We start from the raw sequence: 15789 nt of genomic DNA, 5'->3' as shown, positions 1-15789 counted from the left end.
GTCATCAGCCGGGCAGCCGGAAGCGGGCCAGCGAAGCGCTCAGGTTCTCGGCCAGCTGCTGCAGCTGCTGAGCGGCGGCGCGGCCCTGCTCCACCGACTGCTGTGAGTGCTCGGCCGTCTGGGCGATGTCCTGCACCGACGACGACACCTGCTCGATATTCTGCACCTGCTCGCGGCTGGAAATCGAAATCTGCTCGGCCAGGCGAGCCGATTCACGCGACAGTTCGCCGATCTGCTCCAGGCGCTCACCGGCGGTGCCGGCCACCTGATAGCCCTCGTTCACCTGCCGGGCATTGTCCTGAATGGTGCGCACGGTCTCGGCGATCTCGCGCTGAATGCCGGTGATCAGGCTGGTGATCTGCCGGGTGGCCTGGGCGGACTCGTCGGCCAGTTGGCGCACTTCGTCGGCCACCACGCTGAAGCGTTCGCCGGCTGTTCCGGCCCCGGCAGCCTCGATCGAGGCGTGCAGCGAGAGCAGGTTGGTCTGCGAGGCGATGGCCGAGATGGTGTCCACGATCTGCCCGATTTGCCGCGAACGCTCCGACAGCGCCGCGATGCGTTCCTCGGCGGTCTGGGTGGTTTCGCGGATCTCCTGCATCCCGCTGAGGGTTTCCTGCACGGCCTGCTGGCCTTCGTTGGACGCCAGCAGTGCTTGCCGGGCCGCTTCGGCAGAGGCCTGGGCCAGCTGCGCCATGGCCTGAATCTGGCGGTTCACGGCCGAGGTCTGTTCGGCCACCTGCTGCGCGGCCTGCGCGGTCTGCTCGGCGCCCTGCTGAATATTCTCGGTGGAGTTGAGCATCTGGTGCGAGCCGTTGGTCACGGAACCGGAAGCTTTCTGCACGTCACCCAGCACCGAGCCGAGCTCCTCGGTCATCAGGTTGATGGAGTCCACGACGTTGCCCAGCACGTCCTCGGTGACGACACCGCGTTTGGTGAGGTCCCCTTCGGCGATGTCCATGGTGACGTCAAGGAACTGGCCGATGTTGTTCTGGAGTTGTTCCTGTTCAATACGTTCCTGCTCAGCGCGGCGTTCGTTGGCTTCAAGCTGGGCAGCGGCGGTGTTGAAGGTGGCAGAGAGGGCACCGAATTCGTCACTGGTGGTCACGGGCACGCGGGCGCCGAACTGCCCACGGGCCAGCGCGGCGGCCGCTCCCGAGAGGCGTTCCAGCGGCTGAGTAATGGAGCGGGCCACCAGAATCAGCAGGCCTACCAGCACCAGCGCCAGCAGAATGGCTCCGAGCAGCAGAGCTATGAACCGCCGCTGAACATTTTGCCGCTGGGACTGCAACTCCTGGCCGATTTCGTTGTTCACTGCGGTGTAGGTGTCATATTGCAGCGGCTGTAATCTGCCAGTAAAGGCAGTGATGTCCTGTGGCGCCAAGGTAATGCGCTGGGGCTGCAGCAGCTGGGCATCGACCAGGTTCAGACCTTCTTCAGTCTGGCTGGCCAGGTCGGCGAGCTTGCCTTTCAGGCTGCCTGATAGTTCGATATGGTCATTTTCCAGCGCCGCGAACTGGGCCACCAGTTGCTGCTGCACTTGACGGCCCTGTCGCACAGCAAAGCCCAGCTGCTGTTCTGGCAGAGTTCACGCCCTCGGCGAAGGTGGCAGCCACCACAGGAAAAGTTGCCGGCAGCTGCTCAGTCGAGATTCTCAGCAAGTCATACATTTTCTCGTTGGACGCCAGGTGCATGCCGTAATCTTCACTGACCTTATTGAACAGGCCCAGTAGGTCGGCGCTCAGAATCTTGCCGGTGCCGCTGATGTATTCCGGATAAGATACGCGCTTGTTAAGAAGGCCATCGGTCAGGTTACTGTATGCCTGCCGGGTTGCCTTGATCTGATTGACCAGCTCGGTGTCGCCGTTTTGCTGAGCCAGCTTGGCCGCTGTATCCAGCTGCGCTAGGGCTTCAGCAGACGCTTGTTTGTACTTATCGGTGACTTTCTGGTCACCTGTGCTGTAGGCAAAAGCCAGAGGGCGAGCAGAGCGGATCCGGTATTGGGTCTGGGCCAGGGGCTCTAGAAACTGCTGGCCTTTGATCTGGGTGTCGAGGGTGTTGATCTGGGCCTGTTCGGCGTTCAGGATGTTGACGACCAGGGCGCCGGCTGGCACCCCCAGCAGTAAGCCCGAAAGCAGCAGCTTCTGGCCCACGGAAAGGCGGCCCAGAAAATTACCGGTGCGGGGAGTTTGCAGTTTGCGGGGAGCGGCCGGGGTAGTGGAGGGTCCGAGATTGGTGTCTATCATGGTGTGAGTTCCTTGGGGCCCTGGGGCGCCGTCACGGGATCAGGGGCAGTTTCAGAGGTGGTGCGGGAAGCCGCCGTGACCCGGGCAAGAAAGAAAAGGCAGAAAAGGCGGGTTGAGTGAACTGCGACAGAGCCAGAGCTTCAGACCGGAGTCAGGCGGGCCTGCAAGGTGCTGCTCAGCACGCCGGGGTTAATGACCCGGACACTGAAGTCCAGGCGATAATCGCCGGTAGGCTGGGGCGCGGAAAGCATTTCCGAGGTGCTGAGGCTGTCCTCGCTGACGAGGTTGCCCACCACTTCGTCCATCGGCAAAACCAGCAGGTCCTCGCCGATCTGGGCGACCAGCCCCAGCGAAGCGTGGTGGCGCGGCAAACCTGCCAGCAGGTGCAGGTCCAGCAGAGGCCGGGCCTGTCCGCCAGCCACCACCAGCCCGGCCAACCCGCCGCGGCCGCCGGGCAAGGGGGCCACCCGGTCAATTTCGATCACTTCGCGGCTCAGGTTGGCCGGCAGGCCCAGGACCTCGTCCTGATAACGGAACAGCAGCAGACGTTCGGCCATGGTTCAGTAGCTCCTGTAGGGGCTCAGAGGTGCCGGCTCAGGACCGTCTGCACATCCGCCGGGGTGTAAGGCTTGATGATGTAGTCGGCAGCGCCCTGACGCAGGCTCCACTTCAGGTCGGTTTCGCTGCCCTTGGACGAGACGAATACCACCTTGAAACTGGGGTTGGGGAATTCGCGCTTGATTCCGCGCAGCACCTCGTAGCCGTTGCGGCCGGGCATCACCACATCCAGCAGGACCAGATCCGGATCTTCGCTGCCGATGGCGCCTTCCGCCTCAGCGGGGTCGCTGGTGCTGGCCACGGTGTGACCCATGCCACGCAGCACCTCGGTCATGAAACGGATATCGGCGGGGGAATCGTCAACCAGTAGAATTTTTGCCATCGGGATGCTCCTCCAGAAGTTAAGAGTCGGGGCCGAAGCCGCTGGAACAGGCCTGGAACAGGCTGCCGCGACAGTCTCAGCTCCTTATAAACGCTTAACTCAGAACTTGCACCTGAATAGGCGGACAAAAAGCGCTCCCAGAGCTGAAATTCTGGAAGTGTGTACAAACAGGTTTCAGGGGAGCGCACCCATATTCTCTCACAGCGGATTCTGGACATTCCAGAGACGCTGTACCAACGGCGAAGCCTCCAGGCTTCGCTGCACCTCTTCCACAGTCCAGGTCAGAAGACCAAGTTCAGCCAGGCTGAGGGAGTCAGCCCCAGTGCACTGAGTCGCTTCTTCAACGTCTATGACTGGGATTCAGACCGCTGCCGGGAAGAGATGCAGGACTTCCAGTGGCGCATCCTGCTGGATACAGCTCGTCACAAACGCAGACCTCGTCTGCGGCTCAGCGTGGATCTGACCACGGTGGAAAAGGTGGGAATTCAGCTGCCCTACGTCAGCGTCTACAACGGCAGGCACGGCATCCATCTGGTGGTCCTGTTCGCCGAATATGGGGAACTGAAGTTCCCCATTTCTTACCGGGTCTACCAGGGCAAGTACACCAGCACTCCCGTCACGTTAGCCCTTGACCTGCTGGAAGAGGTGCCAGACTTCGTCGGGAAACGCTTTCAGGTCTGCGTACTGGCAGACAGTGGATTCGAATCCGCTGTCTTTCTGGACGGTGTGCAGCGTCTCGGTTTCGAGTTCGTGGTGGGTGTGAGGAGTAACCGGCGCACGGATCATCCTGGACAGGTGACGGTTGCGGACTGTCCGCATGGGGGGTACGTCAACCTCGCCAACTGGCCTCTGGAAACGCTGTCTCTGGGGAGGATGGACCGTGGGGACCGCGAATTCTTCGCGGTGTCGTCTGAGCTGTTAGAGGGGGATGACATCCTGGCCGAAGGAAAACGGCGCTGGGCGCTGGAATCCTTTTTTAAGGAGGGAAAGCATCAGTTTGGGTTGGCGCAGTTCGCGCTGCGAACTGCCAGGGGTCTGGACCGCTGGATTTTGATGGTCTTCCTGGCCTTCACCCTGACCATGCTGTACCGCTCTGAGGACATGACCTTGAAAGAGGCGGCACGCCTGGCCCTCTACACCCTGTTCCCCGTAGTCAGGCTCAACCATCTTCTGAGTCAGCTCCAAAAAGAACGAGAATTTCTTCTCCAGCACGGCTATTCGCTCAGCTATGCAAGGTGCAAGTTATGAGCTTTAGAATGGGCATCCTCTCCTCACCACTGTCTTACACTTCGGCGCCCTATAAAGGAAAAGGCGCCGTCAGCGCTCTTTGGACACTTGCCCTTCATTCATTTCTGCTTAAGGGAAGAATTGCGTAGCTGTCCAGGGTCACCTATTTTTCCTGCTGGGCAGCTAAAAAATGTTGGAAATGCTGTCGGCCTTGTTCTGAGGCCTCTGTCACGACCGAGCATTTTTAGACGGCTGGTTCCGGCTCCAGAGAAAGGACAGCAGTGACCTAAAAGATGAAGCGGAAATGAAGGCGGGTTCGCCCGGTGGGTCAGGCCCGGTCGCCGCGCTACCCTGCAGTACATGGGAGAAGCCAAACGCCGCAAACAACTGGGCCTGATGCCGCAGTCCTATTCTTTTGAAGTCGTCGCTCAGCCACGTGAAGAAGGCTGGCAGCTGGAGTGGCTGCGTGCCCCCGAGAACAGCGGGCTGGCCCGCACCCTGGAAGAAGGTCTGCTGGACAGCCTGCCGAGCCCCGGTGGCTGGGCAGCCGATTACCGTACCCGCTGGGTGGCCGCCGGGCGCCCTACCGATTACCTCAACAGCGTGGACGACGTGGAAGCCATCGCTGTGCCGGAGCGGCTGCGGCTGAGCGGCGAACTGCTGACCGGGTTCGACCCCCGCTCGCTGCGGGACCGGGACGATGAGACGGCCAGCCGCTTTTTCCTGCTGGACAGTGAAGCACTGAGCGGCAACGAGAGCAGCGGCGGCCAGACGGCCCTACGCCTGCGTGAACAGGAAGTGTCGTTTGGGGGCCAGAGCTGGGAACCGCTGCCGGCCGCCGAAATGGGCGAACGCGGCCTGAAATTCCTGATGCAGCACCCCATCGCCCGTGAGCGCGGCGAACTGGAAGCGGTGTATCAGGTGACGCACCACCGCGAAGGGCTGGTCACTGTGGATCCCGAGCCGCCCGCCGAGTTGCTGGGCACCCTGGAACTGCTGGCCCTGACCCTGCACGGCCGCGACGAGGCAAGCTGGGCAGAGGCGCACCAGCAGATGATTGAGCGCACCGAGTGGGCCGACGAGGAAGGCCGGGCACTGCCGCAGGGTGTTCCCGCTGCACGCCGCCTGACCTTCGAACTGCGCCAGCGTTCGCCGCTGAATACTCCACTGACTGCCCCGGTCGGTGAATGGGGTGATCTGGCCATTTTGGTGGGCCAGGGCAGCACCGAATTCAGCCCCGACGGTGCAGTCTGGTACTCCTACGTGGACCCCAGCGCCGAGCCGACCGAGTCGGAGCTGAGTGAATTCTTTAACCAGATTCTGGACTTGGGCACCACCGAGTTCACCGTGATGGCCGATGGCCGCGTCAGCTGGGACGAGGAAGAGGTGGATGAGGAGCAGGGCAGCCGCCTGCGTGGGCAGCTGCTGGAACGCACCGGTGCCGGCGACCCGGCGCGCTGGGCCGAGTTTGCCCGCACCGCGCTGGTAGATGCCTACGAGGAAACGGCGCCTTTTCTGGCCGGGGTGCCGGCTGCCGACTTCCCGGTGCCGCTGGGCCTGAAACTGGACGTGCCGCTGGACGCCATCGAGGACGCCGAGAACCCCAACGAGCTGCTGTTCGAGTCCCAGGTGACTTTTGACGGCGATCACTGGGCCGACATCTATCTGGACGAGCTGCCCGCCGAGCTGGCGGCGCTGCGGCTCCAGAACTGAGGCGGGGCTACCGGGCATGCCGCGCGCGACCCTGGCCGACTGTGACGCCATTGCCCCGGGCTATGGCTCGCTGAGTTTCCTGGCCCTCAGTGCCCGCGAACTGGTGCGCTGGGCCGCGCCGCGCCCCGGCGAGCGCTGGCTGGATGTGGCGACCGGCACCGGCGAGGCCGCCCGCTCGCTGGCCGCGGCGGTGGGGGCGGAAGGCGCGGTGCTGGCCACCGACCTGAGCGGCGCCATGCTGGCCTCTGCCCGGTCGCCGGCCGACCCGCCGCAGCTGCGGTATGCCCAGGCGGACGGCGCCCAGCTGCCGGTACCGGATCGCAGCCAGGACGGCGTATTGTGCGCGGCTGGGTTGTTTTTCCTGCCGGATATGCCGGCCGGCCTGCAGGAGTGGCACAGGGTGCTGCGGCCCGGCGGGCAGGCAGTGTTCAGCTCATTTCGCGGGTCCCTGATGACGCCGCTTCCGGAGTTGTGGGCGGCCCAGCTGGCCCCGCTGGGCCTGAAGCCGCCGGTGCCGCCGGCCGCCCGGATCGGGTCGCTGGCGACTGCCGCCGAGCTGCTGACGGCGGCCGGCTTCGTGGACCTGCGGCTGGAAGCGCTGGACTTGCCGCTGGCGCTGGCTTCACCGCAGGAGCGCTGGGACCATATCGTGCACGGGCTGGAAGGGTTGCCGCTGCGGGGGCTGCCGCCGGAAACGGTAGAGCAACTGCGCGAAGCTCATCTGGCGGAACTGGCGCCCTATTTTGCCCCTGGCGCCGGTGCCGGCACAGAGGAAGGGCCAGCGGTGACTTTCAACGTGCCGCTGCTGCTGGCGGCGGGGCGGGCACCGGGCGGCCAGGCAGTGGCCGGGAAGCCTGATTCTTCAGATTCAGAACAGTGACCAGGTGTAGGCGGCGTACCCGGCCAGCAGCAAGGCGCCGCCCAGCTTGCCCAGGCGGGCACGGCGCCACATCAGCGCCAGCAGGGCCGCCGTGAAGGCCAGCATCACCGCGATATCGCCCTGCGTGGCTGCGACATCGACTGGCAGCGGGCGTACCAGGGCAGTCAGGCCCAGAATCGCCAGGATGTTGAAGATGTTCGAGCCGATGATGCCGCCCAGAATCAGGTCGGTTTCGTGCCGCGCCGCTGCAATCAGGCTGCTGGCCAGTTCTGGCAGGCTAGTGCCCAGCGCCAGCATGGTCAGGCCGATCACCCGCTCGGAAATTCCAAAGCCCTGGGCGATGGTGGTGGCCCCCGAAACCAGCGCCTGCGCTCCGCCCACCAGCAGGGCAACCCCCAATGCGGCGCCCAGAACGGCGCGGCCACGTGATGGGGCTGCTTCCAGTGTTTCCTCTGGGGCGGCTGCCTCCTGTGCCTCTTCTGCGCCAGCAGTCCCCGCGCGGCCCTGGCGCAGTTGCCAGACCAGATAGACCAGCAGCAGCCCGACCAGCAGGGCGCCCTCGGCCCGGCTGACACCGCCCTGCACCACCGGCCACAGCAGCAGCGATACCGCCAGCATCACCGGCAATTCGCGCGTCACCGTCTCACGGCGGCTGACCAGAGGATAGACCAGGGCGGTCAGCCCCAAAATCAGGCCGATGTTGGCGATGTTGCTGCCCACCACGTTGCCCAGCGCCATGTCGGCGGTGCCGGCCAGGCTCGATGAGAGCGTGGCGGCCAGCTCCGGGCTGGAGGTGCCGAAGGCCACCACTGTCAGCCCCACCACGTAAGGGGTCAGCCCGAAGGAGCGGGCCAGCGCCGAAGCGTTACTGACCAAGAGGTTGCCGCCGAGATACAGCAGGGCCGCGCCCAGCACCACCAGAACAAATGCCATACGCCACCCTAACGCAGCCGCATTGCCCTGCCGCAGCAGGTTAATGTTTGAGGTTTACCCGGGGCAGCCAGCGGTCCAGCCAGGGGGGCAGCCACCAGTTCCAGTGCCCGGCCAGCCGCAGCACCGCCGGCACCAGGGTCAGCCGGACCAGGGTGGCGTCCAGCAGCACGGCCGTGGCCAGCCCCAGGCCGATGCTCTTGGTCAGCACCACCCGGCCGGCAATAAAAGCGGCGAACACGATAAACATGATCAGGGCCGCCGAGGTGATGATGCGGGCGGTGCGGCCCAGAGCCTGCGCCACAGCCTCGTCGTTGTTCAGCCCGGCCTGTACCCCTTCGTGAACCCGTGAAATCAGGAAAATCTCGTAGTCCATGCTGAGGCCGAACATCACCGTGAACAGCAGCAGGGGCAGCATGGCGTCCATCACTTCACTGCCGGGCGGAAAGCCCAGCCACGCGCCCAGCGGACCCCGCTGCACTGCCGCCACCACGCCGGTCGCGGCGGCCACCGTCAGCCCGTTGAGCAGAATGCTCTTGACCGGCACCACCAGGCTGCGGAACGCCAGCAACAGCAGCACGAAAGTGGCCGCAAAGACGCTGAACATCACGGCCGGGAGTGCCCCGGTCACCTCATGGCTGAACTCGCGTTCACCGATGGGTGCGCCGCCCAGCAGCGGGGCGCCGCTCAGCGGGAGCAGTGGGCCGGCCGTCAGCGCCGCCCGCAGCTGTGGTTCCAGCCTGTCAATCTCGTCGGCGCGCAGGTAGTGGTCGGGAATCACGGTCAGGCGCAGCCAGCGGCCGTCTGCCGAAAAGGAACGCCGGTTCAGCTCGATGGCGCTTTCCAGGCCGTTCAGGGCGCTGCCGCTCCCGGCGCCGGCTGCTTGCAGGTCTGCCGCGCTCAGAAAAGGGCTGATGACCGCCTGTACTCCCGGCACGGCCCTGGCCCGCTCAGCCACCTGCCGGAACGCTTCGGCGTCCTGCGCGGGAACGTAAGGGCGTTCCAGCGGCAGCACCACCTCGAACTGCGAGAGCAGCCCCCCGGCTCCCAGCCGGCGCACATCTTCCAGCGCGTCGCGGCTTTCGATGCCGGCCGAAAGGCCCCAGGCCCCACCGTAGCCGGTCTGAATTTGCGTCACCGGCCAGGCCAGCAGCAGCAGCAGGGCAGTGCCGCCTGCGGTCCAGGCCCAGGGCCGGCGCATCACGGTCCAGGCCCAGCGCTGCCATCCGGGCGAGACTTCCGCCAGCCGGCCGGGCCGCAGCGCCCAGCGCCGGGGGCTGTTGACCCGTTCGCCCAGCAGGGTCAGCAGCGCCGGCAGCACCGTGACGGCGGTCAGCACCGTGACCAGCACAGTCAGTACCCCGCCCACGCCGATGCTCTGCACGAAGGAAATGGGCGGCACCAGCAGCCCGGCCATGGCGATCATCACGGTGGTGCCGCTCCAGACCACCGAGCGGCCGGCCGTCAGCACCGCCGTGTGCGCGGCCGCCGCGCTGCTCTGCCCCCGGCCGAGTTCCTCGCGGAAGCGGCTCACCATCAGCAGGGCGTAGTCGATGCCGGCGCCCAGGCCCAGCATCGTCACCACGCTCTGGGCAAAAGTCGCCACTTCCATCACGCCGGTCAGCAGGTACAGCAGCGCCAGCGTGACCGTGATGCTGGTCAGGCCCACCACCAGGGGCAGTCCACTGGCGACCAGTGCCCCGAACACCAGCAGCAGTACCCCGCCGATCAGGGGCAGGGCGGTCAGTTCGCTGCGCTTGGTGTCGGCTTCAGCGTAGTGGGTGAAGTCGTCGGCAATCGCCTGCCCGCCGGTTACACCGATGTCGGCTCCCTGGGCCTGCTCGAACTGATCACTGTAGCGGCGAATGGCGGCCAGCGCCTCGTCGGCGCCCTCGTACAGGGGAATCTGTGCCACCACCAGTTCGGCGCCGGGCGGCAGCTCGCTTCCTGGCGCGGCCTGCAGGCCCAGTTCGGCGCTGGAACGGACCCGCGAGACTCCCGGCAACTGCCGCAGCCCGGCCTGATAACGGTCAGCTGCCTCTGCCGGCGTCTGCGGGCCGGGTTTGAACACCAGCAGCACCGAGTTGAGCGCCTGCTCACCAAACTGCCCGCGCAGCGCGGCTGTGACGCGGGTGCTTTCGGCGTTGGGCAGTTCGCTCAGGCTGGCGCTCAGGCGGCCGGGGGCCTGCCAGGCCAGCGGCGCGGCCAGGACCAGCAAAATGGCCCAGAGGGTCAGAACCTGTTTCGGAGCGCGGGTGACCCAGTCGGCCAGTCGGTGCATGGCCGCAGTCTAGGGCGAGCGGGGCGGGGAAAAAGAGCATTCCGGTCGCTGCCCCCACCTCATGCAAAGCCGCCGGGCGCTGCGGCCTGTCTCGGCTCTGCGGCGCCCGGCGGGAAAGGGGAGGATTATTCGTTCAGGTACACGTAGCGCAGCAGCAGTAGCACGGCGATGACATACAGCACCGGGCTGACTTCGCGGCCCTTGCCGCTGAGCAGTTTCAGGCCGCAGTAGCTGATCACGCCGAAGCTGACGCCGTTGGCGATAGAAAAGGTCAGCGGCATGAACAGCAGCGTGAGAAACGCCGGCAGCGCTTCGGTGACGTCCTCCCAGTCGATGTGCTTGAGGCCTTCGAGCATCATCGAACCCACCAGAATCAGGGCCGGGGCAGTGGCGGCGCCCGGAATGGCGGCGGCCAGCGGCCACAGGAAAGTGGCCAGCAGGAACAGCACGGCCACCGTGACCGCCACCAGGCCGGTGCGCCCGCCTTCTTCGATGCCGCTGGCACTTTCGATAAAGGCGGTGGTGGTCGAAGTGCCCATCACGGCGCCGAACATGGCGGCCAGGCCGTCGCTGGCAAACAGGCGCCGGGCGCGCGGCAGTTGCCGGCCTTCTTGCATGTATCCGGCCCGCTGCGCCAGGCCGGTCAGGGTGCCGGTGGCGTCGAAAAAGTCCACGAAGAAGAACGTGAAAATCACGCTCAGGGCGCCCAGGCTGAGAGCACCGGGAATATCCAGCTTGCCCACCAGGTCACCCGGCCAGACCGGCGCGGAGATGATGCCGGCCACACTGCCGGTCAGGCCAGGAAACGCCTGCAGGGCGCCGTCCGGGCCGCCCGCGTACACTTGCGCGCCGGTCACGATGGCCAGCACGGTGGTGGCCAGAATGCCCCACAGCACGGCGGCGGTCACGCGGCGGGCCATCAGCGCCCCCGACACCACCAGCCCGAACAGCGCCAGCCACACCGGGGCGGCCGTCAGCTGCCCCAGGCTCAGCAGCGTGGCGTCGTTGCCCACCACGATGCCGGCATTTTTCAGGCCTACAAAGGCCAGAAAGGCCCCGATGCCGCCGGTAATGGCCAGCTTGAGCGAAGTGGGAATGGCGTCCACGATGGCCTGCCGGGCCCCCAGTAGGCTCAGCAGCACGAACAGGGCTCCGGAAATAAACACGGCGCCCAGGGCGGTCTGCCACGGCAAGCCCATGCCCAGCACCACGGTATAGGTAAAAAAAGCGTTCAGGCCCATGCTGGGCGCCTGCGCTAAGGGATAGCGGGCCACCAGCCCCATCACTGCCGAGCCGAAGGCCGCCGAGATGGCGGTGACCATCAGCAGCTGCACGAAGGCGTTGGGCACGTCAATGGCCGCCGAGAGAATCTGCGGGTTCACAAAAAGCACGTAGCTCATCGTGAGGAAAGTGGTCAGGCCAGCCCGCAGCTCGCGGCCGACGGTGGTGCCGCTTTCGGTCAGCCCGAAATAGCGGTCCAGCCAGGAGCGCTGGCGAAAAGGAATATTGGTCATGGGTCTCCTTGGAGGATGGTGGGCCAGGCCTCCACTGGCAGGCTTTCTGACGCCGGAAAGGTCACGGTGAGAAGAGCCCCGAAAAGCCCGTGACCGGTCAGAACAGACGGAAAAAAAGGCCAGCAGGCGGCGCCGCGGCCTTAAGCGAACCTCCATGTTCTAGCTCATTTTCCGGCGGTGGCTCCAGTGCGTGCCCAGCGCGGGGACAGCTGGCAAGCAGAAGAAGAAGGTCAGGCCCCAAGTTCCGGACAGGGCCTGACCTTCTCTGAACTGTGGTAAGAACCGGGGCTCAGTCGTCGCCCGGCTGAGTAGCTGGTGCCTGAGCGGCTGGGGCCGGCTGGGGCCGGCTGCGGCCCGCTGCGGCGGCTGACCAGCGACAGTTCCGGGAGCAGCAGACTGACCAGGAAGGTGCCGGCCAGCAGCAGGCCGGCCCACCAGAACACCTGCGAGAGTGCCAATGACATCACGCCGCGGGCGGCAGTCAGCACCGGCTCCAGCAGTGCGGCCTGCCCGCTGCCGCCCAGGTCACGGGTCAGCGCGGCGATGGCGCTGGGGTTACTCAACAGATTGGGGTTGGCGACTTCCGCCTGCACGGCGCGGGGTAGCGCTGCCACTTCCGGCGGCAGTCGCTGTGCCAGATGCTGGCCCACGTAGGAGGCCACCAGCGAGCCGTAGAGGCTGACCGCCAGCGTGCTGCCGATCTGGCGGTAGAACTGCAGCGACCCGGTGGCGCTGCCCACCTGGCTCGGCGGGGCCGCCACCTGTACGGCCAGGGTCAGCTGCGCGTTGATTCCGCCTAATCCCAGGCCCAGCAGCACCATCAGCCCCACGGCCTGCCACATCGGGGTGCTCAGGCTCAGGCCGGTGCAGAGCAGCATGGCGGCGGCGGCAACCAGGGCCCCCAGCAGGATGACCGGCTTGTAGCGCCCGTGCCGGCTGACCCAGCGTCCGCCCAGCGTGCTGGAAACCACCATGCCCACCATCAGCGGGGCCAGCGCCAGCCCGCTGAACGTGGCGCTGGTGCCCTGCACGCCCTGCATATACAGCGGCAGATACATGATGGCCGCGAACATGCCCCCGCTGGTCAGAAAGCCGGCCAGAGCGCCCAGCGCCACCGTGCGGATTTTAAGCAGCCGCAGGTCCACGATGGGCCGCGCTGCCCGCAGCGAGTGCCAGGCGTAGGCGCCGCCGCTCACGAGGGTCAGGGCCAGCAGGCCCAGGGTCTGGGGGCTGGTCCACTCGTATTTCACGCCGCCCCACGACATCGCCAGGGTCAGGGCGGTCACAGCGGCGCTCAGCAGGGCGACGCCGGGCAGGTCCAACCCGGCGCCGGCGCCGGGGTTATTGGCCGGCAGCCGGAAATAACGCCAGATGAAATAGCCGGCCAGCAGCGCAAACGGCAGGTTGACCGAGAACACCCAGCGCCAGCCCACATGGTCGGTCAGAAAGCCGCCTACCAGTGGCCCCACCACCGAGCTGACCCCCCACACCGCGCCGGTGTAGCCCTGGTATTTCCCGCGTTCCAGCGGCGTGAAGATGTCGGCAATCGCCGTAAAGGCCATCGCCATCAGGGCGCCGCCGCCTACCGCCTGCACCGCCCGCAGCGCGATCAATCCGGTCATGTCCTGCACAAAAGCCAGCGCCGTACTGGCCAACGCGAACACCACGATGCCGAACAGCAGAATCGGCCGCCGCCCCATCCGGTCACTCAGGGTGCCGGCCACCGGAATGGCGATGGTGCTGACCAGCGAGTAGGCGGTAAAAGCCCAGGCGTACAGCTCGAAGCCGCCCAGGTCTGCCACGATGCGCGGCATGGCGCTGCCCACCACCGTCATGTTGATAGAAGCCAGGAACAGCACCGTCAGGATGCCGGCAAAGGCCAGTAGTTTCTCGCGCTGGGTCAGGGCCGCGCTGGCGGGCGCACTCATTTCTGCGCCTCACAGGCGCCCCAGGCCGGCCGGGCGGAGATACGGAAAAGTCCCCAGCACGGAGCGGGCAAAGCAGCACTCATGAACAGAACTATTTCAGCTGCGCCGCACGGTCACAAGGGGAATGCGGGAGGAGCTTTGCAGTTTTGGGCGCCATGTCAGTTCATCAAACCGTTAGGCTGGAAAGTATGAGTGCCCCTGACCCCCAGCGTGGGGCTTCCGCAGCTGGCAGCCCGGACGGCCCTTTCCTGTTCCCGCGCCCCGTGCGGCCTTTCGCCATTGCCGCCGGCCTGGTGCTGACCGCCCTGGGCATCGCCGGCGCCATCTTGCCGCTGATGCCGGGCACCGGGTTTCTGGTGCTGGCGGCCTGGCTGTTCGCCGGCTCCAGCCCCCGCTTCGAGCGCTGGCTGCTGGACCTGCCGGTGGTGGGTCAGCTGGTGCGGGACTTTCGCAGCGGTGCCGGCATGACCCTGCGGGCCAAGTGGGTCACCTGTCTGACCATCCTGCTGGCAGTCGGCCTCAGCGTGGGGCGGATTCCGGTGCTGATTGGTCAGGTCGCCTGGGTTCTGATTGGTCTGTTCGGCGTGTGGTACATCGCCCGCCGGGTCCGCACCAAGCCGCTCTCCGAGGTCTGAAATCGGGCCGGGGGCCAGGGCCGGCCCCGCCTGGCGTTACTCGGTTCTGGAACCGGCGTGGCTCTGCGCCGCGCCGACCGACACCGCTTTCACATTCACGAATTCCAGAATGCCCTCGCGGCCCAGTTCGCGCCCGAACCCGCTGGCCTTGACGCCGCCGAACGGCAGCCGTGGGTCCGACACCGTGACCGAATTCAGGAAGGTGGCGCCGGCTTCCAGGTCCTGGATAAAGCGTTCCTGCTCGGCCGGGTCGTTCGTCCAGGCGCTGCTGCTCAGGCCAAAGCGGGTGGCGTTGGCCAGCGTGATGGCTTCGTCAATGTCGGCAATTTGGTACAGGCTGGCGACCGGGCCGAAAGTTTCTTCGGACCAGACGGCCATTTTGGGGCTCAGGTTTTCCAGCACGGTGGCGGGGTAAGCGTACCCGCTGCCCTGCGGCACCTCGCCGCCCAGCAGCAGCCGGGCGCCCTTGCTGACGGCGTCCTGGACCTGCGCGTGCAGGTCGTCACGAATCTGGGCGGTGGCCAGCGGGCCGATATCGGTCTGCTCATTTATCGGGTCACCCATTTTCAGTTCCCGCATGGCCGCCACGAAGCGGTCACGGAACGCCCCGTAAATGTCCTGATGCACCAAAAAGCGCTTGGCCGCGATGCAGCTCTGGCCGTTGTTGATGGTGCGGGCGCTGACGGCGCTGCGGACAGCTTCGTCCAGGTCGGCGCTGGGCATCACGATAAAGGGGTCGGAGCCGCCCAGCTCCATCAGGGCCGGCTTCAGCGTGTCGCCGGCGGTGCTGGAGACTGCCCGCCCCGCGCCTTCCGAGCCGGTCAGGCTGACGGCCTTGACCCGGTCGTCGCGCAGCACCGCTTCCACATCGCGGCTGCCGATCAAGAGGGTCTGGAAGGCACCCTGCGGCAGCCCGGCGTCGCGGAAGATCTCCTCAATCGCCACGGCGCAGCCGGGCACGTTGCTGGCATGCTTGAGCAGCGTCGTGTTGCCGGCCATCAGGGTGGGCGCGGCAAAGCGGAACACCTGCCAGAAGGGGAAATTCCAGGGCATCACCGCCAGAATTACGCCCAGCGGCAGGTAGCGCACCTCGGCACGCTCGGCGTCGGTCTGCGCTGGCTGCGTGGCCAGAAAGTCCTCGGCGTGCTCGGCATAGTAGCGGCAGACTCGGGCGCACTTCTGCACCTCCTGGCGGGCCGATTCCAGCGTCTTGCCCATCTCGTTGGTCGCCAGCTGGGCCAGGCTTTCCTGGCGTTCTTCCAACAGGTCGGCGGCGCGGTTCAGCCAGCCGGCCCGCTCGGCAAAGCTGGTGCGGCGGTAGCTCTGAAAAGTCTGGTGGGCACGGGCAATGGCGGCCTGGGTCTGCTCGGCAGAGAGCGTGGCGTACTCACGCAGCTTTTCGCCGGTGTGGGGGTTGATGGCGGTCATGGTCATAGCGGCCATGATAGTCGCCTCTCTCCGGGCGCCGCCGCAGGGCATGTGACGTTTGCGCGCTTTT

General features: G+C 66.0%; 13 protein-coding genes. 4 read left to right on the top strand and 9 right to left on the bottom strand.

Going from position 1 to position 15789, the window contains the following annotated elements:
* Positions 1-4: 4 nt before the first annotated feature.
* The 4 genes from OCI36_RS12355 to OCI36_RS12340 form a co-directional block, all read right to left on the bottom strand.
* Positions 5-1555 (bottom strand): methyl-accepting chemotaxis protein, encoded by a 1551-nt coding sequence (locus OCI36_RS12355; protein ID WP_261665385.1) that lies wholly within the window; start codon positions 1553-1555, stop codon positions 5-7.
* The gene (locus tag OCI36_RS12350; protein WP_261665384.1) at positions 1494-2243 is read right to left on the bottom strand and encodes a hypothetical protein; all 750 of its coding nucleotides are present in this window, start codon (positions 2241-2243) and stop codon (positions 1494-1496) included. The genes OCI36_RS12355 and OCI36_RS12350 overlap by 62 nt, the downstream gene beginning before the upstream one ends.
* Before the next feature lie 140 nt (positions 2244-2383).
* Positions 2384-2800 (bottom strand): chemotaxis protein CheW, encoded by a 417-nt coding sequence (locus OCI36_RS12345; RefSeq protein WP_261665383.1) that lies wholly within the window; start codon positions 2798-2800, stop codon positions 2384-2386.
* A 23-nt stretch (positions 2801-2823) separates the two neighbouring features.
* Positions 2824-3183, bottom strand: coding sequence for a response regulator (locus tag OCI36_RS12340; RefSeq protein ID WP_261665382.1), 360 nt, complete (start codon positions 3181-3183; stop codon positions 2824-2826).
* A 159-nt stretch (positions 3184-3342) separates the two neighbouring features.
* On the opposite strand from OCI36_RS12340, the gene OCI36_RS12335 reads away from it, so the two are divergent.
* From OCI36_RS12335 to OCI36_RS12325, 3 genes are all read left to right on the top strand, one after another.
* The gene (locus tag OCI36_RS12335; protein ID WP_261665381.1) at positions 3343-4431 is read left to right on the top strand and encodes a transposase; all 1089 of its coding nucleotides are present in this window, start codon (positions 3343-3345) and stop codon (positions 4429-4431) included.
* A 339-nt stretch (positions 4432-4770) separates the two neighbouring features.
* The gene (locus tag OCI36_RS12330) at positions 4771-6123 is read left to right on the top strand and encodes a hypothetical protein (protein ID WP_261665380.1); all 1353 of its coding nucleotides are present in this window, start codon (positions 4771-4773) and stop codon (positions 6121-6123) included.
* 16 nt (positions 6124-6139) lie between these two features.
* Complete coding sequence (locus OCI36_RS12325; RefSeq protein ID WP_261665379.1) at positions 6140-7003, top strand: class I SAM-dependent methyltransferase; 864 nt, start codon at positions 6140-6142, stop codon at positions 7001-7003.
* Here the strand turns inward: OCI36_RS12325 and OCI36_RS12320 are convergent.
* From OCI36_RS12320 to OCI36_RS12305, 4 genes are all read right to left on the bottom strand, one after another.
* The gene (locus OCI36_RS12320) at positions 6992-7936 is read right to left on the bottom strand and encodes a calcium/sodium antiporter (RefSeq protein WP_261665377.1); all 945 of its coding nucleotides are present in this window, start codon (positions 7934-7936) and stop codon (positions 6992-6994) included. The genes OCI36_RS12325 and OCI36_RS12320 overlap by 12 nt on opposite strands.
* Before the next feature lie 40 nt (positions 7937-7976).
* Positions 7977-10214: an MMPL family transporter gene (locus tag OCI36_RS12315; RefSeq protein WP_261665376.1), complete on the bottom strand. Its 2238-nt coding sequence runs from the start codon at positions 10212-10214 to the stop codon at positions 7977-7979.
* A 125-nt stretch (positions 10215-10339) separates the two neighbouring features.
* Entirely contained in the window at positions 10340-11728 is a 1389-nt protein-coding gene (locus OCI36_RS12310) for an NCS2 family permease (RefSeq protein ID WP_261665375.1), read from the bottom strand.
* A gap of 230 nt (positions 11729-11958) precedes the next feature.
* A complete protein-coding gene (locus OCI36_RS12305) occupies positions 11959-13656 on the bottom strand; it encodes an MDR family MFS transporter (RefSeq protein WP_261665374.1) in 1698 nt (565 codons plus the stop codon).
* A gap of 188 nt (positions 13657-13844) precedes the next feature.
* Between OCI36_RS12305 and OCI36_RS12300 the strand changes: the two genes are divergently transcribed.
* Positions 13845-14291, top strand: a complete 447-nt coding sequence (locus tag OCI36_RS12300; RefSeq protein ID WP_261665373.1) for a YbaN family protein — start codon at positions 13845-13847, stop codon at positions 14289-14291.
* A gap of 36 nt (positions 14292-14327) precedes the next feature.
* Here the strand turns inward: OCI36_RS12300 and OCI36_RS12295 are convergent, their stop codons facing one another.
* On the bottom strand, positions 14328-15725 hold the full coding sequence (locus tag OCI36_RS12295) for an NAD-dependent succinate-semialdehyde dehydrogenase (RefSeq protein WP_261665372.1): 1398 nt from the start codon (positions 15723-15725) through the stop codon (positions 14328-14330).
* Positions 15726-15789: the final 64 nt, after the last annotated feature.

Source organism: Deinococcus sp. Marseille-Q6407 (assembly GCF_946848805.1).
In the GTDB taxonomy this organism is placed as follows: Bacteria; Deinococcota; Deinococci; order Deinococcales; family Deinococcaceae; genus Deinococcus.
This window is presented reverse-complemented; position numbering and strand designations above follow the sequence as displayed.